Genomic DNA, 23,918 nt, shown 5'->3' with positions numbered 1-23,918 from the left:
CGATCGATGCGTCCATTTCGGTTTCTGCGTGGCCCCGATGCGCCGCGGGGATGTGGGCTCGGGCGACGAGCGGAACCTGGCCGGTCACCACCCTCTCGGCGTGGTCAGGTGCCGTGCCGAGCACGCCGGCTCGCCCCCGGCCGACACCCGCGTCGCGCTCCTGAGCCGCGCCGGCCTCCGCCGCTGCGGCGAGGCCGGGTACGTCTCATCGCGGCGACGGCGACGGTGCTCCCGGGCTCGCCGTGGCCGCGAACGCGATCCCGCTCTGGAGATCGCGGCGGGTCACGATGCCGGCGAGGTCGATGTCGAGGCCGACGATGGCCTGGGACACCTCGGGCCGGATGCCGGTCAGGACGACCTGCGCCCCGAGCAGCCGGACCGCCCGCGCCACTTGCAGCAGGGCGTTCGCCGAGCCCGTGTCGATGTGCGGCACGCCCGTGACGTCGATGATCGCCACCCGCGCTTGCCGCTCGACCACCTTGCCCAGCAGGTTCTCCATCATCTGCTGCGCCCGCCCCGCGTCCAGCACGCCCACCAGCGGCAGCACGAGGACGCCCTGGCTGATGGGCACGATGGGCGCCGACAGCTCCATGAGCGTCTTCGCCTGCATCCGGAGCGTGTCCTCGAGCTGCTTTCGCTTGGTGATCACCTCCGTGAACAGCATGATCCCGCCGATCTCGCCGGTCGCCGTGTGCCACGGGAAGATCTTCCAGCTCCCCCACTCGACGTGTCCGTCGGCCCGCGGGAAGGGCTCCTCATCATTCCCTTCCGAGGCCCCCGCGAGGCAGCGCTGGTGGATCGCCTTCCAGTGCCCGGGGATCTCGGGGAAGATCTCATAATGGCTCCGACCGATGAGATCTCGACTGTCCATGCCGAAATCTGCCCCGTAACGCTGACTGGCCAGGACGTAGCGCATATCTCGATCGAACATGGCGAACGCGGCCGGCGTGTAGGTGACAAAAAGGCGCACATGCTCCTCGCTGCGGCGCAGCGCAACGAGGAGGCGCTCCCGCTCCTCGTCCGCCTGCTCCAGCTCGCGGATGCGCTGCCTCAGGCGCTGGTTCTCCGCAACCACATCACTGTAATTCGAATCACCGCTCATCCGTGCCCTCGGTTCTATCCTGGACTGTATATCAAAGAAGCACGGTGCGTGGCGCTCGAAGCGGCCTGGCGCGCGCGCTGCCGGCGAGGGCGGTCGCCGCCTGCCGCACATCGCGCGCGCGACGCCCCTCCAGCGCGCTCCTTGTCGCAACCAGAGCTGCGAGGCTCCTTTGCGCAGGTTTCCGTGCTTACAGCGTTCACTCACATCCGCGCTGGTGGGGAAGCGCCGGCGGCGGCGTGCCCCTGCGCCGGCGCTCAGCGTGTTGATGGCGTGGTTGAACGGGTCGAGCGGGCCGGCGCTGATGGCCATGAAGGGTCATGCGCTTGGGGTCGAACGGCACGTCTTCTGTCATCTTCATGCGCGGGTCGTTCTGCATCTTCTCGTTCGCCCGGTCGCGCACCTCCTTCGATGGCCACACGATCCAGGAGAACACGATTGTCTCGCCTGCCTCGGCCTTCACTGCGCCCTTGAAGTCGGTGATCTTGCCGTCGGGGACGTCGTCGCCCCAGCACTCGACGAGTGCGCGTCGCACCATACTCCTTGAAGATCTGGCCGGCTTTCGCGCAGAGCTCGCGCTAGGCTGCCTTCTTGCCCGCGGGTACCGGAGTGACGAAGCCGTCGATGTAGCTCATGGGGCGCGAGGATGCGGACCTGCCGCTCACGCGTCAAGCGGCGACTCCAGGCCAACGGCGAGCTCGCCCCTGGGCGTGACGTCGAGCGGCCTCGGGGTCGGCTGGGAGCATTGCTGTCCTGCCGCACAGCAACCGAGTCGAGCCCGGCTGGCCTGGGCGCCCGGCCGCGTCGGCTCTGCGCAGGACCGAGACGATCCGCGGTCGCGTCCGGGCGCCCGCGCCCCCGCCTTCAGCGGGGCGTCACGGCCGACCGCGCAAGACGTCCTGTGCTTCCCGGCGCATCTCGCGCAGGAGGGCGGCGGCGACGGTGCCGGGGTGTGTGCGCTCCGGCGCGGCGCCGAACGCGGCGAGGACCTCCGCGAGCGGGCGGGGCTCCTCGTCCGCGGGAGTCGGCCCGCCGAGGCGGGCTCCCGCGAAGAAGAAGCTCGCGGCGTAGAAGGCGAGAGCGATGGCGCGCCCGATGCGCGCCCGCGCGAGGTCCTCGTCGCCCGCGGGCCTTCCGAGGTACGCCCCGAGCAGGGCCTCGCGCTGCTCGGGCCGCGGGTACGCGAAGATGCCGAGCTGCGCGAGATCGACGAACGGATCGCCCGCACCTGCGGTGGTCCAGTCGACGAGGTACACGCGGTCGGTCGTCACGAGCACGTTGTTCGGGTTGAGGTCGCGGTGACACGGGGCCGCGTGCGCGTGGGGCGCGCTCACCCGCTCGAGCTCGTCGACGGCGCGGACGAGCTCCGCCGGGAGGCCCACGCCTGCGAGCGCGGCGCACCGCGCGTCGAGGGAGCGCAGGAAGTCCATGCGCGACGGGCTGCGCGGGAACGGCGGACCGTCGTGGAGCCGCCGCAACGTCGTCGCGATCCGCTCGAGCAGCGTCGGGTCGCCCGTCGGGCGGAGCGGCGTCCCCGCGATGCGGTCCATGATCGTCACGCCCGTCCGCGCGTCCGCGTGGTGCAGGCGCGGGGCGACGCCGCGCTCGGACGCGATGCGCATGCACGCGATCTCGCGCGCGACCCGCTCCGGATCGCTCGGATCGAGCGCGAAGCGCTTCGCGACGTACGGCGCGCCGTCGACGACGAACGCGAGCAGCGCGGCGCCGGAGAACCCGCCCGAGAGCGAGGTCACATCCTCGACTGGGCGCCCAGGGAACGCGGCCTCGAGCGCGGCGGTGAGGTCCGGGTGCATCTCCGGGGCGCTCATGCCATCCCCCGCGTCGAGGCGAGCCGCTTCGCGTAGAGGCGGCTCCGCGCGGCGAGGTCGGCGGGCTGTGCCCAGTCCCATCCGATCGCCTGCCAGTCCGGGTCGTCGGGGTCGAGCCCGAGCGACGCGACGAACGCGCGATCGGCGACGAAGAAGTGGTGCTTGTACGTGAGAAGATAGCTGCGCGGCGCCTCGGGGAGCGCCGCGACGTGGGCGAGCGCCTCGTCGTGGGTCGCGAACCAGTGGTGCAGCACGCCGCCATGCCCTCCGTAGAGCAATGTCCCGAGCTCGGGCGCGCCGGGCTCTCCGGCGAGGGCGAGACGGGCGCGCTCCCAGCTCGAGAAGCCGCACTCGCGCGCGACCACAGCGAGGCAGTGCTTCCGGCGCAACCCGGGAACGGCCGCGGCGAGCGCGGCCTCGTCGGCGCGTCCGAGCTCGGGCAGCGCGCGCAGGCGCGCCAGCGCCCCGGCGTCGTTCGACGCGAGCCGCTTGTGCAGCAGCTCGGCGCGGATCTTCAGCTCGCGAACGGGATCCATCATGGACGTCTCCTCTCGAATCGGCCGCTGCCCGCTCCCTCGGCCCGAGGATGTCGACGTGGTCATGACGGTGCGAGGTGACCCGCGTTCGTCGCGTGCAGGGTGAAAGGCTTCTTTCCGGCGGGGAGGGCGCCCCTGCGCACCCAGGTAAGCAGGCTAGCGCTCCGCGTCGGGGCGCGCCAGGGGGACGGCGGGGGGGCGCGCGCTCGCACCGAGCCGCGCGTGCGCATGCGGTGACGGCGCTCCGAAGGCGGTAAGACCGCCTCTCCGGCGCCGAGATCGGTGCTCCGATGGCGGTTAGGTCGCCTCTCCGGCGCCGAGATCGGTGCTCCGATGGCGGTTCGACCGCTCATCCAAGACCCCGATCGGTGCTCCGGAGGCGGTTCAACCGCCCCTCCGGCGCCGAGATCGGTGCTCCGATGGCGGTTCAACCGCCCCTCCAGGCCCCAGTCGATGGTCCGGAGGCGGCTCTACCGCCCTCCACCACCGTCATCGCAGGCGCGCGCGCGGGTCGGTGCGACCGCAAGCCGTTGCGCGCAAGCGCTTGCGCAGCAGCGCAAGGCGCGTCGCGTCCCGCGCCCCCCTCCGCCCGCGTACGTCTCGGCGATGCCGAGCTGTTCCAGCCTCATCCGCTGCCGGACATCGACAGCAGACCTCGTCGCGCTGGCATGGCTGTTGATTCCTCCTGAGGCATCGTCTGAGGGCGATCGCGATACCACCCGTCCGCTGTGGTTCATCACTGCATCGACGGGTGCCCGCTCACCTTGCGAGGGAGAAGCTGATGCCGAGATCCAAGCCGAGCACGAAGAAATCTGTACCCGCCAGGCCTGGCGCGCCGAGCGAAGCGGCCAAGGCGTTCACGCTCGTCGAGCCCGAGCTCGACGACGTCGGCGAGGTGGTGCCGATCAACGTCGATATTCCGCGCGCCGTCTCCGTGGCCATCGGGGCCGTCCCGCACCTTCACGCGCTGCGCCCGCGGTTCGTGGAGGAGCTCCCCAGGCACCCTCTGAGCCAGCTCGACAAGCTCCAGACGTACGCGCTCGCCGCCTGGTATGCGCACCTGCTCGCGCTGCCCGCCTCGGTCGGGCAGGACGCGCTCAAGCGGCTCCTCGACGAGGCGGCGCCGCTGCGCGAGGACCTGCTCGTCGCGGCGGAGGCGCTGGCGCACAAGGGGATCGTCGACGCGCCGCGGGTGGCCGAGATCCGCAGAGGCCAGGGGCACCTCGACACCGCCAACGACCTCGTGGCGCTCGCGGCGCTCTTCAGCGAGGGATGGGACGCCGTGAAGAACAGGACCACGGTCGAGTGGAGAGACGTGGAGCGCGCCTCCCAGCTCGGGCCGGAGCTGCTCGTCGCGCTGGGGGCCCGCCAGCAGCCGGGCCTGCCGGCGCCGAAGGCAGGTGACGCGGCCGAGCGACGGGCGCGGGCGTTCACGCTGCTCGTGAACGCCTACGATGCGTGCCGACGCGCGGTGTCGTACCTGCGCTGGAAGGAGGACGACGCCGACGCGATCGCGCCGTCGCTGTTCGCGCAGGGCGGCGGGCGCAAGCCGAAGGCGGGGAAGAACAACGCGGGCAATGGCGACGGCGACGGCGCGAGCACGGAGCCGGGCGCGCCGGGCGGCGAGCCCCTGCTGGAGCCCACCGTGGAGTAGCTGTTTCTCGCGCGGCTACCCTGGATTCCACTCCATCATCCATCCATCGCGCGTCGCCCTGGCTGAACGTCGGCGAGGACGACGCTATCATTCACGTTGATCGAGCGAGAAATGAACCGCCAAGGCGCCAAGGACGCCAAGAAGAGAACCAAGCCTTGGCGTCCTTGGCGCCTTGGCGGCTCAAATTTCGCTCTTTTCAAGCGGCTTCAACCAGATTGTCGCTCCAGGCGTTCGGCGGGCGCATCCGCAATCGCGCTACCCGGGAGCAGGTCTTCGGCGCGAAAGGTTTCGAAAGGTTTCGATAAGCCCCTGTCGGCGGAGCACGCTCAGGTGTGTGCACAGCGCTCTTGCATGCTTGAGATCGTCGGGCGCATGACAGAGGAAGATCCGACGCGGGCGAGCCTCTGTAACGATGCGATCCTCACCAGGAAGCCCTGGTCGATGCCAGGACACGATGAAGCGGGTGCGCCCGGTGCAGTCCGGCGACGAGCGCGCTCGTATCGAAGGCGATCTTCACGAACCACCCTGGATGCGATCCATCCGTGCATCGCGATCAGGGCGATGATCGAACGCATCGGCGGGCACGGTGGCGTCGGCGGCGATCAGCAGAAGACCATGCCGCTCGGTCAAGGTCACGCCCCCACAGCGAGCTGGCTCCTCTGCGGCAGGGACGTCGCTCGCCGCCTCGTGCGCGACGAGCTCGATCACGCGGAGCCGGTCGGGGACAGGTAGGGCGCGGATGGCGGCAACCCCAACCTGGGGTCGGGTCGCTCGCGCTAGCTGAACAACGCCGGCTCGCCGGATCGCGACCCAGGCGTCAGGGCGCCCTCACCGCGCCTCTCCCCCCTCACCTCCCGTCCCCTCCTCGCCCGGCGCCCCGCCGTCCTTCCGGCGCTCCCGGCAGCGGCCCAGCACGTTCTGGATCATCGGCAGCGGCAGCGCGAGATCCAGCGAGAAGCGGCCTTCGCGCGGGCTCACCCGCGCCAGATCCAGCAGCTCGGCGAGCTGCTCCTCGCCGTCCGCCTGCGCCTTCAGCCGGCCCAGCGAGAGCGCGGTCCCGAGCGTCTTGCCGAGATCGTCCACGTCGGCCGCCACGGGCCCCGTCACATCGGCCACGATCGCGACGTCCTCCGACGCGTCGACATGCAGCTCCACCTGGCCCACCGCGCCGCGCAGGCGCTCGGCGATGTCCGGCGCGCTCCTCTCGAGGAGCGCCGCCACATCGTCGGCCGAGAGCACCCCGTACGCATCCCCGTAGCTCGCCCACTCCGGGATCACCGGCGGCGCAGGCGCCACGTTGTCCTCGAGCCGGTCGATCGCGGCCTCGATCGCCTGCACGTCCGTGCCGACGAACAGGAGGCCGTCACCCCAGCTGCCGGACACAAGCAAGCCCTCCTCCTCGAACAGCGTACCTCTCGCGCCGTACGCGCGGCCGCTCCCCCGCAGGGAGTCCAGGCGCTCCGACGGGGACTGTCGTCCCGATATCACCACGAGGCCCCCCGACGACGCCGCGATCCGGTCGATGTCCTCGAGCACGTCGATCCCGAACTCACCCTCGAGCTCCTCGAAGCCATCCATCTCCATCTTGGCGAGCAAGCAGTCGAGCCAGAGCTTGCCCGCCGGCGACTCCTTGATGGCGCTCGCCTCGAAGACGACCGCCGACGTGGCCTTGTCCGTCGGCAGCGCCGTCAGCAGCGGGTCGCGCCTGGGCTTTTGCTCCTGGCTCGGGTCCACCTCCCGCGGCGGCGGCAGCGTGCGGCGGCGCTGGCTGCGCTCGACCTCGGGGCCGCGCGGGCCGCGCGGGAACTCAACGCGCGGCTTCTTCGCGGGCGTGGCCTTGTCGTCGCCGCGCGCCATGAGCCACGCGGCGAGGCCGAGGAGGAGGACCGCAGCGAGGAGCCAGGCTCGATGACGCATGGTGCTCAAAAATCCTTCTGCTCGAATCGCCAGATGCCGAAGGCGACGGCGGCGAGGCCGAAGACGGCTATCCCGGCGAGCTGACTCGCGAGGTCGAGCGCCTCGACGGGCGCCGAGGCGGCGAGATCGGCGGAGGTGTCGGCCAGCGTGGAGACGCGCGGCAGGAGCGAGGTGACGGCGCGGAAGAGCGCGCGGGGGGCGCCGGGCTCGAAGAAGGTCGCGAGGCGCTCGCGGTAGCCGGCGACGATGCCCGCGAGGAAGAGGGCGCCGCCCGTCGCGGCGGAGAGCGCGGCGCTGCGCGCGAACACGGCGGCCGCGAGCATGCCGCCGTAGAGGGCGGCGAAGGTGACGCTCGCGAGCAGGGCGGCGAGGACCGGGCGCAAGGTCCAGACGCCTGTCTTCACGGCGAGCAGGAGCGTGAGGCCGCCCGCGCCGTAGAGCGCGCCGGCCATGGCGAGGCCGAGCACGCCCAGGAAGGTGCCGGCGAGCAGCTCCCAGCGCTGGACGGGGAGCGCGAGGAGGTGCTCGATGCGGCCGGGCGCGAGCAGGCTCGGGGCGAAGTCGGCGCAGGCGAGGACGCCGAAGCCGAGGCCGCCGTAGAAGATGACATACGCCGCCGCCCGGAAGATGGGCCGGAGGGCGACGTCGACCGACCGGATGTCGGTGGGGACGACCTGGCCGAAGAGGCGCGTCGCGGCGAGGGCGCCGTCGACGACGTCCATGCGCAGGGTGAGGCCGGCGACGCCGAGCAGGAGGGTGATGCCGGCGCCGAGGGCCAGGAACCACCTGCGCGAGGCCGCCTCGCGGATGAGGTCGAGCGCGACGGCGAGGACGGTCGTCACGGCGAAGCTCCGGCGGAGCGGGCGGGAGCACGCGCGCGGCCGGCGCCGCCGCCGGGGTCGTCGCTCGGTCCGTCGCCGGGCCCACCCCCGCCCGCGGCGGCGGCCTCGGGCCCTCCCCGCGCGCCGAGGGCCTCGGCGAGGACGTCCTCGAGGTCGCGCATGTCCCGGGCGAGCTCGACGAGCAGGGCGCCCCGGGCGCGGGCGCGGTCGAGCAGGGCGTTGAGGTCCTCGGGGCTCGCGGCGTCGCAGGTGAAGGCGCCCTCGGCGTCGCGGGCGACGAAGCCGAGCGGGAGGAGCGCGGCCGGATCGCAGCCGGGCGCGAAGCGGACACGGAAGCGCGTGGCGCTGCCGCAGAGGGCCTCCAGGGCGCCTTCGCGGATGAGGCGGCCGCCGGCGAGGATGCCGATGCGGTCGCAGACGCGCTCGGTCTCGGAGAGCAGGTGCGAGTTGAGGAAGAGGGTGACGCCGCGGGCGCGCTCCTCGGTGAGGAGGCGGCGGATCTCGGCGCGGCCGAGGGGGTCGATGCCGTCGGTGGGCTCGTCGAGGACGAGGAGGTCGGGCGCGCCGAGGAGGGCCGCGGCGAGGCCGAGGCGCTGCTTCATGCCCTTGGAGAAGCCGCCGATGCGGCGCTGGACGCTGTCGCCGAGCCCGACGCGGGCGAGATCCCGAAGGAGCGCGGCCTCGGTCATCGAGAGGCGCTTGAGCCGGGCGACGCTGGCGAGAAAGGCGACCGGCGTCCAGGCGTGCGGGAGGTGAAGGCGCTCGGGGAGATAGCCGATGCGGGCGCGGACGGCGCGGTCCTCGGGGGCGCCGCCGAGGACGCGGACGACGCCGGAGGTGGGACGGACGACGCCGAGGAGGGTCTTGATGAAGGTGGTCTTGCCAGCGCCGTTGGGGCCGAGCAGGCCGAACGCGGCGCCGCGGGGGACGGCGAGATCGAGGCCGGCCAGGGCCTGTTGGCCCTCCCGCCGGAAGAGACCCGCGTAGGTCTTGCGGAGCGCGGCGGCTTCGATGGCGAGCACGGCGGGAGCATAGCCCAGGTGGGAATCCGGGGATGGGGCGAGGTATCGGAGCCTCCACGCACGGCCTGCGATCACCCGCCCCGCGCTCGCGCGGGCTGGGCTCACACCCGGTATCGAGCGCCCGGCATCAACGCATGTGCGAGCCCGCCCATGGCGGTTGCGGCCGATCTTCAAGGCGCTCCGCAGGAGATGCACGAGCGGCGTTCGCCGTGGAGACTCCGCAGGGAGCGCGCGGCGCATTGCGCCCTACTGGCAATCTTCCAACCAGCGCCGGCAATTTCTCGCTCGTGCGGGGCCTGATGGCCCCGGATAGACACGATCCTCGGACGCTGCCGCCCTGGATCGTGTAGGGTGCGAAGGTGGTGGATCTCGACGCGATCTCGGACCGGACCTACGTCGCTGCGGGAGCAGACTTCGCCTTCGTGATCACCCGGCGGGGACAGCTCGTCACCCGACGAGCGCCGCGCGACATGTCCAAGGAGGGCCGCAGCCGGATCGTCGAGGCTGCGCTGAGCCTCGGAGACCGGGGCCGGCTCGGGCATGTGGAGCTGTCGCGCGAGGACCTGGTCCCGTACGGCGGCGCGGCGCCCGTCGACCTGTACTTCGGTGTGACCGCGGAGGTGATCCTCTGCGTGGTCATGCCCACGTGGGCGGAGCGGGAGGGCGTGCTGCCCGCGATCGAGCGCGGCCTGCGCGCCATCGACGAGGGCACCCCGGCGGAGCCGCAGCCGGTCCGCAAGGGGCACCGGCGCACCCGCTCGCGCCCGCGCACCGAGGCGGCGCCCTCCTCGGCCTCGCGGCCGCGCACCGAGGCGGCGCCCTCCTCGGCCTCGCGGCCGCGCACCGAGGCGGCCCCTCCCTCGGTGCGCCGCGCGGTCGCCGAGGTCCGCGAGCCGCCGCCGTCCCCCTGCGCGGTCGCGGCCTCCTGCGAGCGGCCGCCGTCGCCCTCCAGGCGCGCCGCGCCGTCGCCGCCGGCCAGCAGGCGCAGCGCCGTCGCGGGCCTGGTCCTCCTCGCCAACGGCGGGCCGCCCCGCTCGCTGGCGCGCCCGGTGATGCTCCACGACGCGCCCCCGCCGCCCGCGGCCTCGCCCCAGCCCTCCGCGTCGCTGCCGGACGCCGACATCCTGCCGTCGCTGCCCGAGATCCGGGTGGGCATGGCGTCGGTGGGCCACGAGACCCTGGCGGCGATCGAGGCCGACCTGCAGCAGCCGGCGCGCGCCGGCTCGATGCCCGAGGCGCTGCGCTTCGAGCTGGTGAGCATCAGCCGCGAGAGCCTGCTGGAGATCGCGGCCGAGGAGGGGCGCCAGGCGACCGCGGGGCCGCGGCCCTCCATGCCGCTTGTGCGCCCGGAGCGCCTCACCCACCCCTGGGTCGAGGCGCCCGACGACGCGAGGCGCATGGCCGAGGCCGAGAAGCGCGCCCGCAAGACCGCGCCCCCGGAGCTGGACGTCGAGCTCGTCGAGCGCGAGACCGAGGCCCTCGACGCGGCGCTCGCGGCGCGGCGCACGCGGTCGGGCTGAGCCAGGGCTTCGCCCTCGGCATCGTCAGGGGAGATCGAACGATGCTGGAGTGAAGCGGAGCTTGAAGGGCGCCGCGAGCCGCAGCGGCGCTCCCGCGCGCGGAGAACCATCCTCCTGCGGGAGCTACGATGGGCGAATCGGCTCCGCAAGCCAGCGAATCAGCGCCTCGCCGTCGAGATCGAGCAAGGCATCCTCGACCTCGCCCGGACCGAGCGCGCGGGCTCGCTCGACGATCGAGCGCTCTTCTTCGGCCGTCGGTCGTCGCCCGATCCGCCGCGCGAAGAGCCGACCGAGCAGCTCCGCGATCGCCTTCTGCTCGCCGCGCTCCTCTCCTCGTCGCTCGCCGCGCTCCTCTCCTCGTCGCTCGCCGCGCTCCTCTCCTCGTCGCTCGCCGCGCTCCTCTCCTCGTCGCTCGCCGCGCTCCTCTCCTCGTCGCTCGGCCTCGATGATCATCTCCCCGATGATCGGCGTGCGCCGGAGCAGCCCCTCTTCCTTGTCCTCCACCATGACGATGAGCTCCTTCAGCAGATTATGCCCCCAGGGATCGATGGTCGCCATCACCAGGAGCGCCGTGTACAGCTCGGCCCGCTCCTCGGCGGTCTCCGCCCCCGCATGGATCTCCCTGACGATGTCCCGCAGCGCCGCCGCGGTCGCGTTACGCGCGAGCGGGGTGAACACAAGCCAGAGCACGCTGCCCCGCGACCGGAGCTCGGAGACCGTGCGCTGGTAGACGGCGTCGACCCGGAAGTGCGCGCCGCTGAACGGCCGCCCCGGCCAGGCGATGCGGCGCTTGCCTGTCGCCGGCAACCGCCGCCTGCGGCCCGACAGGACCACGGCGACGCTCTCGATCGGCGGCACCGGCTCACCGGGGGCTTCGAGGCGGAGCGCGGCGAAGAGGAAGCCGAGGTATTCGAACACGCGATCCGGGACGTCGTCGCGGAGCGTGAAGCAGAACTCGACGTGCAGCACCCGCGGCTCGCCGCCGACCCGCAGGCGCAAAGCCTTATCGAGGCGGCGCTCGATGTTGGTGACCTGGCTGTCGACCCAGCCGAGGACCTCGATGGGGCACCCCTCGGGGACGAGGGCGCGCACCAGGTCCTCGGGGCGCCTTCGGGCGAGGTGGCGCAAGGTGATGTCGGCGTCTCCCATGCGCGGCGCTCATGGCAGATCGCGCACCAGGGGTTCAGGTGGCAAAGATCAAGGGATTCCCGGTGACGCGTGCCGTCGGGCAGGTGGCGGCGCCATGGCGGGAGGCGGCCTCGCGAACCGCGTGGGGCGCCACGAGGAGCCCCGGCGGCTGCTCTCGTACCCGATGGCGGGACCGATCTGGTCGACGGTCATGGTCTGCAGGATGCCATCTGAGGGATCCCCTCATTTCGTGACGAAATGAGGGGATCCCTCAGATGCGCCGGATCATCTGGAGGAGCTCACGGAGCTCGCGCACCAGCTTATCGAGATCGGCGCCATGGAGGCGACCGTGGGGCCAGCCCATGGCGCGCTGGCGCGGGTCCTGATGGCGCGGGGCCGCCTCCGCGGGTGGGCGAGCTCTCGCGCGCGTGGCTCGGGCGCGACGTCGAGGGACGGGACACTACAGGTTGACCTTGTAGCTCAGCTTGACCTCGTCGCCGTGCATGCCGCGGAACCCCCAGTCGTGGGGCGGCGACTCCGAGATGCAGATCTCGATGTCCTGGTGGTCGATGCCAACCTCGTCCCGGATCCTGTCGAACAGGAGCCGCACGAGCTTCTTCTTCGTCTCCACGCTGCGCCCGGTCATCATCGAGATCTCGATGATCGTGTAGGCGTCGGTGCGCCCGCCCGGCGCCAGCATGTCCTCGCGCTCCATCGGGAAGAAGCGGTGCGCCCGCTTGTCCTGCGGGAGCTGCAGCGCCTCCATGACGCAGGCGTGGATCACCCGCGACAGGGTCTCCTTCACCGGGTCGAGCCTGTCCTTGATACCGTAAACCTTCACCTGCGACATCGGGGTTCTCCTGGAGAGCGCGACAGCCGCCGCCCTTTACGGCTCGTTCTGGGTCGATTGCCCGAACAGGACGACGGCGATCGACAGGTTCGCGTGCTGGTTCTTGCCGCGGACGAAGCATCCCTGTTCCCCGAACGTGAACGTGCCGAGGAACGGCGTCGTCCCCAGCGCGGCGGTCATCCCCTGGACGACGCGGCCGATGTCGTCACGCACCGCGAGCATGCACCCGGCGCAGAAGATCACCAGCGCGCCCTGCGGCTGGAACGAGGGCCGCGTGGCCTCCAGCGCGGCGCCCGCCACGGACTGGATGCGATGGAGCACGCCCCCTCTCGACCCCTTCATGAGCGCGAGCTCGTCCCCCTCGTTGATGTGCACGCCGAACGTCAGCGCGTTGTCCTTGTCCACCGCGTTCGGATGGATGAGCAGGAACTGGGGGGCCTTGCCGGCCCAGCCGGAAGGCCGTCCGAGCGGGCAGAGGGCGCTCTCCGCAGCGATCGATCCGCCGCCGAGCTGCGCGGCGAACATGCCGCCGGTCCAGCGGTTGTACACCTCCGCCGCCGGCTGCCCGTCGATCTCGGGCACCCGCCGCCCCTCCGAGCGCGTGACCCAGCCCCGGTGCTCGGTCGGCGCGTAGCCGGAGCCGAACGCATGGGCGACCTCGCCGGAAGGGTACAACGCCGACAGCAGCACCGCGTCGCGATGCGCCTGCCCGCGCCCGAGCTGCGACAGCGCCCCGTCGAGCGAGTCCGCCGCAGACGTGCCGCCGAACACCGGCACATCGGCCCCGACGGCGTCCTCGATCCCGCAGAGGACCTGCTCCTCCACCCCGAGCGGCGCGGTCAGCCAGAACAGCGCCGGCGGCTTGCCCGCCCGGCCGGCGTCCTCCATCGCGCGGCGCGCCGCGCGGGTGGCGGCGGCGCGCGGCGACTCGCCGATCGGCTCGACCGCGGCGCCGTAGGCCCCTTGCGCGTCCGCGATGCCGAACAGCGCCAGGCCGGGGCCCGGCGCGCCGTGGACCCCGGCGGCGGTCATCACCGAGAGACAGGAGCTCGATCCGTGGACGCGCACCGAGGGCGGAAGTGCCGCCGTGGCGCGCGCGAGCTCGCCGAGATCGTGGCCCTCGGTGTAGCTCAGAAAAAGCTGGTCCGGCTCTGTGCCGAGGCTCGCGCGGAGCGCGGACAGGGCCTCGGCAAAAGCGACGTCGGTCGAGCCCGCCGTGGAGGACGCGGAGGCCATCTTCATGGGCTCCGCCGCCCCTTCAGCGCCCGCGCGGCCCCCCCGCGGAGCCTCGTTCGCGCCGGCCTCTTTCGCGCCGGCCTCTTTCGCGCCGGCCTCTTTCGCGTCGAGAAGAGCGCTGGTCCCACTGTCCACGTCGCTGTTGCTCATCGGCATCTTGACCTCCTGCCGTGCCCCCGGTCGGGTCGATCACGCCGGATCCATATACACCACCCCGCGCCGGCCCTGTCCGGTTTCGACCGCAGGAGTGGAGCTCTCCGCGAGCTCATCCCTGGGATCTCCAGCGCTCGGCCCGGAGAGGCACGCGGGGTCGCGGTCGCGTGGTCCAGAGCGCCGCCGGCCCGCCGGCGCGCGCTTTCATCAGTCGTCCGACGCCTCGTCCTTCGGCCCGGACTGACCTGCTGCGGCCTCGTCGCTCTCCTCGCCGTCCTCCTCGGCGGGCCCGGCATCCGCCGCGCCCGCGCTCGCCGACTCCGCCGCGAGCGCCATCCGCTCGGCGAGGGGCCGCTCGGGCAGCGCGAGCAGCGGGCCGTCGCCGAGCTCGCCGATCATGTTGAGGTATGCGTTCATCGCGTGGCACACCGAGTCGGTGCGCACGTAGCGATCCCTGACGCTCCAGAACACCCCGCCGGCGGCCGCCTGTGGGTTCTTCACCATGAAGGAGTTCTCGGGGCCGTAGGTATATTGCAAGATCTGCCGGATCGCCGCGACCACAGCGTCCTTGTACCGGTCGCAGCCCGTCATGCCCGTCTGCCGGCAGTGGTGGTGTACCTCCGACATCACCTCGGCGAGCCACCCGCTCCCGCTGCTCGACAGCGACCGCTGCCAGCGGCCGTAGCGGTAGGCGTCCTCGGGCCTGCGCCACTGCCGCTTCACGAGATCGTCGGCGCAGCGGAAGACGGTCTGCTCGATGCGCTGGTCGCCGCTCGCCCTGACGAAGTCGAGCAAAGACATGACCGCCCACGAGCTCGAGATCGGGTTGGGCTTCCTGTAATCGTCGCCGAGGAAGCAGCCCTGCTTGGCGATCCTGGCGAGCAGGAGGTCCGCTGTCTGGGCCGCGGCGTCGAGGTATTTCTTGTTGTTCGTGGCCCGGTAGGTGCGCGACAGCGCGGACAGGACCTGCCCCGTGTAGAGCGTCGACTCCTTGCCCTGGACCTTCCATGTGCCGCCCTCTTGTCCGGCCAGGGCCGAGCGCACGCTGCCGTCGGGCCGCTGCATCGAGATCAGCCAGTCGGCCGCGATCACGGCGGACTCGAGGTACTTCTTCTCCTTCGTGACGCCGTGGAGCTCGATCAGCGTGAAGATCGACTTCGACGCCGTGCCGACGACCAGCCGGCGCTCGGGCCGCTTGCGCTCCAGATCGAACGCGTAGAAGAAGGCGCCGGCCGTCCGATCGCGCACCTCGCGGCTCTGCATGCCCATCATGAAGCCGGCGGCCTCGGTCGCCTGGCGGAGCAGGCGCTCGTCGGGCTTGTAGGCGTGCAGCTTCAGCAAGGTCAGCGCCGTGGAGGCGGTGTAGATCGTGTGGAGCTCGTCCTCGAACCGGTCCTGAGGGGCGTGATAGTACTTGTGAACCCCCTTGTGCAGCGGGTCGATGACGCGTAGCAGATAGCCTTTGCCGTCCTCGATGCGCTTCGCGAGAAGGGCCTTGTCGAGGGCGCGGACCGGCACGAGCCCCTGGGTGAGCTCGACGCCCTTCCCCTTCCGCTCGACGCTCTCGACCATCGACTCATGATGATCCGGCAGCTCCACGACGAGCCGCGCGCCGGCGAGCGCCTCGCGCGCGCCCCCCGCCGCGGCCACGGCCCGCCGCGTCGCCTCCTTGAGCGCGACGCAGAGCCCCGCGTCCGACGCCTCCGCGCGGGCGATCTGCTTCCCTTCCTGGAACCCCATCACCACGGCGCGGAAAGGGCGTTTGGACGACAGGGACAGATCGCACGCCACCTTGTCGCCGCCCGCGGCGACCTGGCGGACAAATGCGATGGTGCGATCGCGGAAGGTGGCATTGTCGAGCTCGGCGCCCGCGCCGCCGCTCTCCGGGACCTGGATCGCCGGGTCGGGCACCCGGGGCAAATTCGCGGCGATCTGGGCCGCGAAGCGATCGTCGGCCGGGGGCGCGACGGCCTTGCGGACCTCCGGGGTACCGGCCGCCGCGGCGGGCGCGGCGGCGTCGGGCTTGCCGGCCGCGGCCTCGCCGGTGGGCTTGCGGCTGTCGCAACCGATGATGAGCGCGGAGGCCACGGCCGCCAGGGTTGCGATGGAGAGGGCGCGTGCAGACGACATGGCCAAGTACCCCGGAAGCCGCGATATCGACGCGTATCAGCAACTCCGAGGCCCTGCAAGGCAGAACGGGGTACGCGCCCCCGCGGCGGTCCGGCGCACGCGTCCCTGTCCAACGCAACACGGCGCCAACAATGTGGCTCGCGGTGGCGCTCCTCGCGGTCAGTCCGGGATGCACCGCCGGAGCGGATCGCGTGGAGGAGCGCGACCCTGCGGAGGAGACGGCCGAAGCCGCCGATTCCCTCAGCGGGCGCGGCGCCGCGCGCTATATCTGCCCGGATGGGACCCGCGCAGATCCAGGGCAAGAACGTGGACATCAAGCTGTGGACCCGGCCGGAGGAGGTCGAGCGGGTCGCGCTCGAGCAGCTGCGCAACATCAGCGCCCTGCCCTGGGTGTTCCATCACGTCGCCGCGATGCCCGACGTCCACTTCGGCAAGGGCGCGACCGTCGGCTCGGTCATCGCGATGCGGGACGCGGTCGCGCCGGCCGCCGTCGGCGTCGACATCGGCTGCGGGATGGGCGCGCTCCGCACGAACCTCACCGCGGCCGACCTGCCCGACGACCTCAAGCGCATCCGGAGCGACATCGAGCGGACGATCCCCGTGGGCTTCGCCGCCCACGACACGCCGCTCACGGGGTTCGCGGGCCTGCCGCTCTGGGAGGAGTTCGCGAGCCTGACCCCGAAGGTCCAGGGGCTGTTCACGAGGGCGCGCTGTCAGCTCGGCACGCTCGGCGGCGGCAACCATTTCATCGAGCTCTGCCTCGACACGGGCGGCGGCGTGTGGCTGATGCTCCACTCCGGCTCTCGCAACATCGGCAAGGAGCTCGCCGAGATCCACATCGCCAGGGCGAAGAAGCTCGCCCACAACCGCGACCTGCCCGATCGCGAGCTCGCTGTGTTCCTCGCCGGCACCCCGGAGATGAAGGCCTACCGGCACGACCTCTTCTGGGCGCAGCGGTACGCCCGCGCGAACCGCGAGGCCATGTTCCACCTCGCCGAGGGCGTCCTTCGGCGGCATTTTCCGCAGCTCGAGATCCAGGAAGCCATCTACTGCCATCACAACTACGTGGCCGAGGAGGTCCATTTCGGCGAGGAGGTGCTTGTGACGCGCAAGGGCGCGATCCGGGCCGGCAAGGGCGAGCTCGGGATCATCCCCGGCTCGATGGGCACGCGCTCGTACATCGTCCGGGGCCTCGGCAACCCCGAGGCGTTCGAGAGCGCGTCGCACGGCGCGGGGCGCAGGATGAGCCGCGGCGAGGCGAAGCGGCGCTTCACCACGAAGGACCTGGCCGCGCAGACAGCCGGCGTCGAGTGCCGCAAGGACGGCGGCGTCCTCGACGAGATCCCCGCCGCCTACAAGCCGATCGAGCGCGTCATGGAGGACCAGCGCGATCTCGTGGAGATCGTCGCGGAGCTCCGGCAGGTCCTGTGCGTGAAGGGGTGATCGCGCGGCGCGGGTCGGGCGGGGCCTTTTCGGCGCGCACCCGGGATTCGCGGTCCCTCCCCGCCCTGCTCTCGGCTACCCTGGGCGTCGCTGGCGCGACGCACGCAGTGATCGGATGTGCCGTGCGCCGCCGCGCGGGAAAGCCATGAAGTCGGACTGGATCGATCTGGGCCCTCTCTCCGAGTTTCCGGCGGACGAGCCGGTGCTGCGCAAGGACGGCGCCGGGCGGCGCTTCGCCTGCGTCCTCCGGGGCGGCGAGGTCCACGCGCTCGACGATCGGTGCCCCCACCAGGGTTATCCGCTCTCGGAGGGCGCGCTGCGCGGCGGCGTGCTGACGTGCGCGTGGCACAACTGGAAGTTCGACCTCGCCTCGGGCGCCTGCGCGTTCGGCGGCGAGCCGGTGCGGCGCTACGCGACGCGCATCGATGGCGATCGCGTGCTGCTCAACCGGGCCGTCGACACCGCGGCCGAGGTGCGGCGCCTCGTCGCCGGCCTGCGCGAGGCGGTCCTGCGCGACGATCCGGCGCGCGCCCTGCGCGAGGGCCTCCGGCTGGGCGCGCTCGGGCTCCACCGCATGGAGACCGGCCTCGGCAGCCTGCACCTCGCGTTCGAGGTGCTCGCCAAGGACGGGGCCGAGCGCGCCGAGTACGGCTTCGATCACGGCCTCGCGCTGCTCTCGGAGCTCTGCGCCTGGGTCGAGCGCGGCTGGGTCCCCGCCGAGGAGGCGTTCGTGGTCGCCGCCCACGCGATCGGCGAGGCGTCGGCCCGGCTCGGCCCGCGCGGCAAGGGCGCCGGCAAGGCGACGGGCCGCTCGCCGCTCGTGCGCATCGCCGACTTCGAGCTCGACGAGCCGGCGAAGGTGAGCGAGGCGCTCGCGGCGGAGCGGCGCGACGAGGCCGAGGCGCGGATGCGCGAGCTCGTCGAGGTCCGCGGCACTGCCGGCGCGCGCCGGGCGCTCCTGCCCTTCGTCGCGCAGCACCTCTACGACTACGGGCACGGCGCGATCTTCCTCGCGAAGGCGCTCGAGCTGGCCGAGCGATTCCCCTCCGCGGCCGACGAGGTCCTCGCCGCCTCGACGGTGCAGCTCGCCTGGGCCACCGCCGACACGAGCCTGCCCCCCTTCGCCGCCACGCGCGCCGCGCTCGCGGGCCTCGCCGAGCTGCCCCTGCCCGGCTCCGAGGCCTGCGCCGGGTCCGCGGGGGCGAGCGCCGCAGGCGCGGGCGCCGCGGGCGCCGCAGGCGCGGTGCCGCTCGACCCCGCGGAGCGCGCCGCCTTCGAGGCGGAGGTGCTCGCCGGGGAGCGGCCGGCCGTCGAGGCGACCGCGCGCTGGCTCGCGCGCGGCGCCGGCCCGCTCGCGCTGCTCGGCGCGGTCGGCCACGCCGCGGCCGTCCGCCTCGCGCGCTTCGATTCGGCCTGGGAACAGCGCCTCGACGCCGAGGTCGGGGTGCTCGACGTCACCCACGCCGTCACCTTCGCGGAGGCGGCGGCCGCGCTCGGCCGCGAGGCCCTCCCGCGCGAGGCCGCGCGGCTCGCCGTGCTCGCCGCCGGCTTCGTCGGCAAGCTCCGCAACGGCGACGCCCCCGCCCCGCCCGCGCCCCCGCCCGCGGCGCGAGCGTCCGGCGGCGCGCTGCGCCAGGCGGTGGAGGCGCGCGACGTCGCCGGGGCGCTCGCGATCGCGCGGGAGCTCGACGCCGACGGCCGCCGGCGCGCCTTCGCCGAGCTCGCCCCGTTCGCCGCGTTCGACGCCGCGGTGAGGCCGATCTTCACGGCGCACGCCGTGAAGACGCTCGAGGCGCTGCATCGGCTCGAGGCGTCCGATCCGCAGCCCGACGGCGCCTACCTCGAGGCGCTGCTCACCTACCTCGTGCCCGTCCGGCAGGAGCTCGGCGTGCGGCGGATCGCGGCCGTCGCGAAGAAGTTCATGTCCGATGGTCGGCCCCCCGAGGGGCTGTACTGAGCCGCGCGACGCCCTGCGTGCTCCGAGGGGAGCCGCCCCGCGCTCATGCCCGTCGCGCGCCGGCACGCGCGACGCGCCGCGACCGTCGAGACAGGGGACGCCCTCGCGCGGCGAGGCCGTGGCGGCGGCGGCGGCGGCGGCGGCGGCGGCGGCGCGACGAACCGCTCCGCTGCCCGCCGTCCGGTGGCCAGGCAAGGACCCATCATGCATACTGACGTCGATGCGGCTTGAGCCTGGGTCCCACGTCGCGCCGCACCTCACGCTCATCAGCCTCCTCAGGATGGGGGGAGTCGGCAGTATCTGGACGGCGCGTCACCTCGGGCTCGGCAAGGACGTCGCCGTCAAGTTCATCTCTGCGTCGCTCGCGACCAACTCGACCGCGGTTGCCCGGTTCCACCGCGAGGGCGCGCTCATGGCGAGGATCAAGAGCCCTCATGTGGCCGAGGTCTACGAGCACGGCGTCTCCGGCGACGGCCTCCAGTACATCGTGATGGAGCTGCTGTGCGGTGAGAAGCTATCCGACCGGCTCGCGCGCGCCGCGCGCCTCTCCCTGCAAGAGACGGTCTCCATCGTCTCGCAGCTCTGCAAGGGGCTCACCGCGGCGCACGGGCTCGGGATCATTCACCGCGACATCACGCCGGAGCACGTCTTCCTCGCCGACGCCGGCGGGAGCACCTGCGTCAAGCTGCTCGATTTCGGGGTGGCCAGGGGAGATGTCGACCCCGACGGGACGACGCTGACGGCCACGGGCGCGGTCGTCGGCGACCTCGTTTACATGAGCCCGGAGCAGTTCTTCAACCCGAAGCGGGTCGATGGCCGCTCGGACCTCTGGTCGGTGGCCGTCATGGCGTACCAGGCGCTCACCGGCGCTCCGCCGTTCGAGCAGAAGGGGCTCGAGGCCCTGCTGGGCGCCATCCGTATCGGCATCTTCCCGCTCCCGAGCGAGCGCTCTGCCGACATCACGCCTGCCCTCGACGCGTGGTTCGTCAAGGCGCTCTCCCGCGAGCCGACCGGCCGCTTCGGCGCGGCCGAGGAGATGGCGGACGCGCTGCACCAGGCGGCCGGCGCCGGACCGCCGAGCCCTGTAGGCGCGCCTTCCAAGGCGGGCTAGCCTGGCCGTCATGGCGCGCGCCCGCACCCCGAGCCGTTCCAACCACGAGCTCGTGTTTCGCAGCGCCCGCAAGGGCGAGGAGGGCACGCTCGCCACGACCGCCTACCGCGCGTTCCAGGCGGGCGATCCGGAGGCGTGGCTGCGGTATTTCACCGAGCACGCGCACCTCGCCCTCGACAACGTGATCGTCGCGGAGACCGACGGCCAGCTCGTCGGGCACGTCACCTCGCTCGACCTGACGATGAGCTTCGCGGGCGCGGACGTGCCGTTCCAGGGCCTCGCCTCCGTCGCGGTGCTCCCGGAGTTCCGCCGCCGGGGCATCGCCGATCGGCTCGTCCGCGAGAGCCTCCGCCGCATGCGCCGCCGGGGCGAGGCGCTCGCGCTGCTCCACCCCTTCCGGCTCTCGTTCTACCGCAGGTTCGGCTTCGGCGTCTGCGAGCTCCGGGACGTCGTGCGCACCTCGCCCGACCGGCTCCCGGACTCGGTGCTGCGCCGCCACGTCCGGGCCTTCTCCCGCCCGCGGGACGAGCCGCTCATCAAGCAGGCCTACGATCTCGCGCGGACCGACACGACGGGCCAGCTGAAGCGGAGCGAGTACTGGTGGGACGTGCGCGTGTTCAAGCGCTCCCAGAGCGGCGCGGTCTACGTCGATCCGGGCTCCAAGGCGATCGCCGGCTACCTGCTCTTCGACGTCCCGGAGGGGGGCGCCTACGGCGTCCAGCAGCTGCTCGTCCGCGAGCTCCGCGCGCCGACGCCGGGCGCTTACCGCGGGCTCATCGGCTTCCTCGGCGCGCTCGGCGACCAGTACGAGGCCGTGGAGCTGGTGCTCCCGCGCGGCTATGGCGCGCCGCTGCTCGACGAGCCGGGCATCCGCGACGAGCCGATCGCGTACGAGACGGCGGCCCGGCACCCCGGCCTGTGCCCGCCCGTGCAGGTCGCGCACCGCCGCAACGTCCTCGGCCTGACGGCAGCCGGCGCGATGGGGCGCATCATCGACGTCGCCGCCGCGCTCGCGCTGCACCCGTCGCCGAGGAAGCACGGCGTCCGCGGCGCCATCGGCCTCGACGTCGAGGACCCGGTGTTCACGGACGCGCCGCGCGCCTTCGACGTCACCTTCGCGGCGCGCGGCGTCCAGACGGCGCCCGGCAGCACGGCGGGCGATCGCCTCTCGTTATCGATCGAGCGGCTCACGCAGATCTATTTCGGCGCCACGTCGGCGCGCGATCTCCTGAGCCAGGGCTTCGTGGTGGGCAGCGCCAAGGCGGCCGCGCTCCTCGACGCGGCGTTCGCCGGGCCCCCCCTGTTCCTCGGCGCCTTCAACGGCTTCTGAGGCGCGCCGCGCGCGGCCGCTCAGGCGCCGCGCCGGTTCCGCAGGAAGAGCTTGAGGGAGCGCGAGTGCAGCGCCGTCTCTTCCCCGCCCTTCCGCGCCTCGGTCGCGGCGTCGTCCTGGGTGTCCACGACGAGCTGCCACGGCCTGGGATCATCGGCGAAGGGGAGGAGGAAGGGCAGGTCGCAGGGCGACGCGTTGAGCAGCAGGAAGAAGTCGTCGTCGACAAGCCGATCGCCGGACTCGTCCACATCGTCCAGGCCCTCTCCGGACAGGAACACCCCCAGGCATTGCGTGCATGGGTTCGACCAGTCCTCGTCGGTCATCAGCTCCCCGTCCGGGCGATACCACTGGATATCGTAGGTCTTTCCGCCGCGGATCGGGCGACCCTTGAAGAAGGTCGAGCGCCTGAGCGCCGGGTGCTCGTGCCGGATGCGGAGGCACTTGCGCGTGAACTCCAGGAGCGCGCGCGACGGCTCGTCCCAGGTCCACGGCTGCCACGTGAGCGGGCTGTCCTGGCAGTACCCGTTGTTGTTCCCCTCCTGCGTGCGCCCCCGCTCGTCGCCGTGGAGGAGCATCGGCGTGCCCTGCGAGAAGAGGAGCGACGCCATGATGTTCCGCATCTGGCGCGCTCGCAGCCGGAGGATCTCGGGGTCGTCGGTCGGCCCCTCGGCGCCGCAGTTCCACGCGCGGTTGTCGTCCGCGCCGTCGCAGTTGCCCTCCCCGTTCGCCTCGTTGTGCTTGCCTTCGTACGAGACGAGGTCGGCCAGGGTGAAGCCGTCGTGGGCCGTGACGAAGTTGATGCTCGTGTACGGCCTGCGCCCGCTGTTCTCGTAGAGGTCGCTGCTCCCCGTGATCCGGAACCCGAGATCGGAGGCGACGCCGCCGGAGCCGCGCCAGAAGTCGCGCAGCGTGTCCCGGTACCGGCCGTTCCACTCCGCCCAGCGCACCGGGAAATTGCCCACCTGGTAGCCGCCGGGCCCCACGTCCCAGGGCTCGGCGATGAGCTTCACCTGGCTGAGCACCGGGTCCTGGTGGATGATCGTGAAGAAGCTCGAGAGCTGGTCGACGTCGTGGAGGCCGCGCGCCAGCGCCGCCGCCAGGTCGAACCGGAACCCGTCCACGTGCATGTCGAGGACCCAGTACCGCAGCGAGTCCATGATCAGCTGGAGCGTCTGCGGGTGGCGCACGTTGAGGGTGTTGCCCGTGCCGGTGTAATCGAAATAGTAGCGCTCGTTGCCGGGGACGAGCCGGTAGTAGGTCGGGTTGTCGATGCCGCGCAGGCTCAGCGTCGGGCCGAGGTGGTTGCCCTCGGCCGTGTGGTTGTAGACGACGTCGAGGATGACCTCGATCCCGGCGGCGTGGAGGGCCTTCACCATCTCCTTGAACTGCCGGACCTCGGACGCCACCTCGGCGCCCGCGCGGTACCCGACGTCCGGCGCGAAGAAGCCTATCGAGTGATAGCCCCAGTAGTTCCGTAGCCCCTTGTCGAGCAGGAGCTTCTCGTGCACGAAGGCGTGCACGGGCAGCACCTCGACGGCCGTGACGCCGAGAACCTGCAGGTACCCGAGGATGGCGGGGTGGGCGATGCCCAGGTAGGTCCCGCGGAGCTCCTCCGGGACCTCCGGGTGCAGCATCGTCAGGCCGCGGACGTGCGCCTCGTAGATGACGCTGCGGTGGAACGGGACGCACGGGCGCTGCTCTCCGGTCCAGTCGAAGGAGGGGTCGATGACGACGCCGAGCGGGGAGCCGAGCGCCTCGTCCTCGGCCATCACGAGGTCTCCGTCGGGCTCGCCGCTGCGATGGGCGAACGCGTTGGCCTCCCATCGGACCCGCGACGCGAGCGCCTTCGCGTAGGGATCGAGCAGGCGCGCCCGCGGGTTGAAGCGCAACCCGCGCTCCGGCGCCCAGGGGCCGTGCACGCGATAGCCGTACTTCTGCCCTGGTCCGACGTCGGGCACGTAGACGTGCCAGACCATCGAGGTGCGGTGACGCACCGGCAGGCGTTGCTCGTTCCCCTCGTCGTCGACGAGGCACAGCTCGACCGCTTCAGCGTTCTCGGAGAACAGCGCGAACTGCGTTCCAACGCCGTCCCACGTTGCGCCGAGCGGGTACGGATCCCCGGGTCGCAATCCTTTGCGCTTCGGATTCATGCAGGTCTCCA

Annotated in this window: 18 protein-coding genes and 1 pseudogene; 6 read left to right on the top strand and 13 right to left on the bottom strand. The window is 72.3% G+C overall.

The window, feature by feature from the left end; genetic code table 11:
* Positions 1-205: 205 nt before the first annotated feature.
* The 4 genes and pseudogenes from WMF17_RS07170 to WMF17_RS07155 form a co-directional block, all read right to left on the bottom strand.
* Complete coding sequence (locus WMF17_RS07170) at positions 206-1,102, bottom strand: STAS domain-containing protein (protein ID WP_437601211.1); 897 nt, start codon at positions 1,100-1,102, stop codon at positions 206-208.
* Between the two features lie 298 nt (positions 1,103-1,400).
* A pseudogene (locus tag WMF17_RS07165) lies at positions 1,401-1,734 on the bottom strand (DUF1428 domain-containing protein); the annotation flags it as partial.
* Positions 1,735-1,974: 240 nt separating this feature from the next.
* Positions 1,975-2,928, bottom strand: a complete 954-nt coding sequence (locus WMF17_RS07160; RefSeq protein WP_437648744.1) for a phosphotransferase — start codon at positions 2,926-2,928, stop codon at positions 1,975-1,977.
* Positions 2,925-3,467 (bottom strand): hypothetical protein, encoded by a 543-nt coding sequence (locus tag WMF17_RS07155; protein ID WP_437648743.1) that lies wholly within the window; start codon positions 3,465-3,467, stop codon positions 2,925-2,927. Before WMF17_RS07155 ends, WMF17_RS07160 begins: the two co-directional genes overlap by 4 nt.
* A 778-nt stretch (positions 3,468-4,245) precedes the next feature.
* On the opposite strand from WMF17_RS07155, the gene WMF17_RS07150 reads away from it, so the two are divergent.
* Positions 4,246-5,118, top strand: coding sequence for a hypothetical protein (locus WMF17_RS07150; RefSeq protein ID WP_437648742.1), 873 nt, complete (start codon positions 4,246-4,248; stop codon positions 5,116-5,118).
* 513 nt (positions 5,119-5,631) lie between these two features.
* On the opposite strand, the gene WMF17_RS07145 is transcribed toward WMF17_RS07150, so the two are convergent.
* The 4 genes from WMF17_RS07145 to WMF17_RS07130 all read right to left on the bottom strand — a co-directional run bounded on the left by WMF17_RS07145 (position 5,632) and on the right by WMF17_RS07130 (position 8,899).
* Positions 5,632-5,826, bottom strand: a complete 195-nt coding sequence (locus WMF17_RS07145; RefSeq protein WP_437648741.1) for a hypothetical protein — start codon at positions 5,824-5,826, stop codon at positions 5,632-5,634.
* Between the two features lie 120 nt (positions 5,827-5,946).
* Positions 5,947-7,035: a hypothetical protein gene (locus WMF17_RS07140; protein WP_437648740.1), complete on the bottom strand. Its 1,089-nt coding sequence runs from the start codon at positions 7,033-7,035 to the stop codon at positions 5,947-5,949.
* A gap of 5 nt (positions 7,036-7,040) precedes the next feature.
* Positions 7,041-7,877, bottom strand: coding sequence for an ABC transporter permease subunit (locus tag WMF17_RS07135; protein ID WP_437601203.1), 837 nt, complete (start codon positions 7,875-7,877; stop codon positions 7,041-7,043).
* Positions 7,874-8,899, bottom strand: coding sequence for an ABC transporter ATP-binding protein (locus WMF17_RS07130; protein ID WP_437648739.1), 1,026 nt, complete (start codon positions 8,897-8,899; stop codon positions 7,874-7,876). Before WMF17_RS07130 ends, WMF17_RS07135 begins: the two co-directional genes overlap by 4 nt.
* 359 nt (positions 8,900-9,258) lie before the next feature.
* Here WMF17_RS07130 and WMF17_RS07125 point away from each other — a divergent pair, with 359 nt between their 5' ends.
* Positions 9,259-10,419 carry a hypothetical protein gene (locus WMF17_RS07125; RefSeq protein WP_437648738.1) on the top strand — a complete coding sequence of 387 codons (1,161 nt, stop codon included), beginning with the start codon at positions 9,259-9,261 and terminating at the stop codon, positions 10,417-10,419.
* A 123-nt stretch (positions 10,420-10,542) separates the two neighbouring features.
* On the opposite strand, the gene WMF17_RS07120 is transcribed toward WMF17_RS07125, so the two are convergent.
* The 4 genes from WMF17_RS07120 to WMF17_RS07105 all read right to left on the bottom strand — a co-directional run bounded on the left by WMF17_RS07120 (position 10,543) and on the right by WMF17_RS07105 (position 15,916).
* Positions 10,543-11,568, bottom strand: a complete 1,026-nt coding sequence (locus WMF17_RS07120; RefSeq protein WP_437648737.1) for a hypothetical protein — start codon at positions 11,566-11,568, stop codon at positions 10,543-10,545.
* Between the two features lie 439 nt (positions 11,569-12,007).
* Positions 12,008-12,397, bottom strand: a complete 390-nt coding sequence (locus WMF17_RS07115; protein WP_437648736.1) for a tautomerase family protein — start codon at positions 12,395-12,397, stop codon at positions 12,008-12,010.
* Positions 12,398-12,433: 36 nt separating this feature from the next.
* Complete coding sequence (locus tag WMF17_RS07110; RefSeq protein ID WP_437648735.1) at positions 12,434-13,789, bottom strand: FIST signal transduction protein; 1,356 nt, start codon at positions 13,787-13,789, stop codon at positions 12,434-12,436.
* Between the two features lie 204 nt (positions 13,790-13,993).
* Positions 13,994-15,916 carry a D-glucuronyl C5-epimerase family protein gene (locus tag WMF17_RS07105; protein WP_437648734.1) on the bottom strand — a complete coding sequence of 641 codons (1,923 nt, stop codon included), beginning with the start codon at positions 15,914-15,916 and terminating at the stop codon, positions 13,994-13,996.
* Between the two features lie 276 nt (positions 15,917-16,192).
* On the opposite strand from WMF17_RS07105, the gene WMF17_RS07100 reads away from it, so the two are divergent.
* From WMF17_RS07100 to WMF17_RS07085, 4 genes are all read left to right on the top strand, one after another.
* A complete protein-coding gene (locus tag WMF17_RS07100; protein ID WP_437648733.1) occupies positions 16,193-17,359 on the top strand; it encodes an RtcB family protein in 1,167 nt (388 codons plus the stop codon).
* Between the two features lie 145 nt (positions 17,360-17,504).
* Positions 17,505-19,316, top strand: a complete 1,812-nt coding sequence (locus tag WMF17_RS07095) for a Rieske 2Fe-2S domain-containing protein (protein ID WP_437648732.1) — start codon at positions 17,505-17,507, stop codon at positions 19,314-19,316.
* Positions 19,317-19,536: 220 nt separating this feature from the next.
* Positions 19,537-20,427 carry a serine/threonine-protein kinase gene (locus tag WMF17_RS07090; protein WP_437648731.1) on the top strand — a complete coding sequence of 297 codons (891 nt, stop codon included), beginning with the start codon at positions 19,537-19,539 and terminating at the stop codon, positions 20,425-20,427.
* Positions 20,428-20,437: 10 nt separating this feature from the next.
* Entirely contained in the window at positions 20,438-21,757 is a 1,320-nt protein-coding gene (locus WMF17_RS07085) for a GNAT family N-acetyltransferase (protein ID WP_437648730.1), read from the top strand.
* 20 nt (positions 21,758-21,777) lie between these two features.
* Here WMF17_RS07085 and glgX read toward each other — a convergent pair whose 3' ends face one another.
* Positions 21,778-23,907, bottom strand: a complete 2,130-nt coding sequence (gene glgX, locus WMF17_RS07080; RefSeq protein WP_437648729.1) for a glycogen debranching protein GlgX — start codon at positions 23,905-23,907, stop codon at positions 21,778-21,780.
* Positions 23,908-23,918 lie beyond the last annotated feature (11 nt).

Origin of the sequence: Sorangium sp. So ce362, from assembly GCF_051519845.1 — a bacterium.
Classification (GTDB): Bacteria; Myxococcota_A; Polyangia; order Polyangiales; family Polyangiaceae; genus Sorangium.
Note: the sequence above shows the minus strand (reverse complement) of the source record. Positions and strands in the feature narration are given on the sequence as shown.

Bases quoted from the DNA above. Each gene is read 5' to 3' on its own strand.
- WMF17_RS07170 (WP_437601211.1), bottom strand. From the start codon at position 1,102: ATGAGCGGTGATTCGAATTACAGTGATGTGGTTGCGGAGAACCAGCGC.
- WMF17_RS07160 (WP_437648744.1), bottom strand. From the start codon at position 2,928: ATGAGCGCCCCGGAGATGCACCCGGACCTCACCGCCGCGCTCGAGGCC.
- WMF17_RS07155 (WP_437648743.1), bottom strand. From the start codon at position 3,467: ATGATGGATCCCGTTCGCGAGCTGAAGATCCGCGCCGAGCTGCTGCAC.
- WMF17_RS07150 (WP_437648742.1), top strand. From the start codon at position 4,246: ATGCCGAGATCCAAGCCGAGCACGAAGAAATCTGTACCCGCCAGGCCT.
- WMF17_RS07140 (WP_437648740.1), bottom strand. From the start codon at position 7,035: ATGCGTCATCGAGCCTGGCTCCTCGCTGCGGTCCTCCTCCTCGGCCTC.
- WMF17_RS07120 (WP_437648737.1), bottom strand. From the start codon at position 11,568: ATGGGAGACGCCGACATCACCTTGCGCCACCTCGCCCGAAGGCGCCCC.
- WMF17_RS07115 (WP_437648736.1), bottom strand. From the start codon at position 12,397: ATGTCGCAGGTGAAGGTTTACGGTATCAAGGACAGGCTCGACCCGGTG.
- WMF17_RS07110 (WP_437648735.1), bottom strand. From the start codon at position 13,789: ATGCCGATGAGCAACAGCGACGTGGACAGTGGGACCAGCGCTCTTCTC.
- WMF17_RS07105 (WP_437648734.1), bottom strand. From the start codon at position 15,916: ATGTCGTCTGCACGCGCCCTCTCCATCGCAACCCTGGCGGCCGTGGCC.
- WMF17_RS07100 (WP_437648733.1), top strand. From the start codon at position 16,193: ATGGGACCCGCGCAGATCCAGGGCAAGAACGTGGACATCAAGCTGTGG.
- WMF17_RS07095 (WP_437648732.1), top strand. From the start codon at position 17,505: ATGAAGTCGGACTGGATCGATCTGGGCCCTCTCTCCGAGTTTCCGGCG.
- WMF17_RS07090 (WP_437648731.1), top strand. From the start codon at position 19,537: ATGCGGCTTGAGCCTGGGTCCCACGTCGCGCCGCACCTCACGCTCATC.
- WMF17_RS07085 (WP_437648730.1), top strand. From the start codon at position 20,438: ATGGCGCGCGCCCGCACCCCGAGCCGTTCCAACCACGAGCTCGTGTTT.
- glgX (WP_437648729.1), bottom strand. From the start codon at position 23,907: ATGAATCCGAAGCGCAAAGGATTGCGACCCGGGGATCCGTACCCGCTC.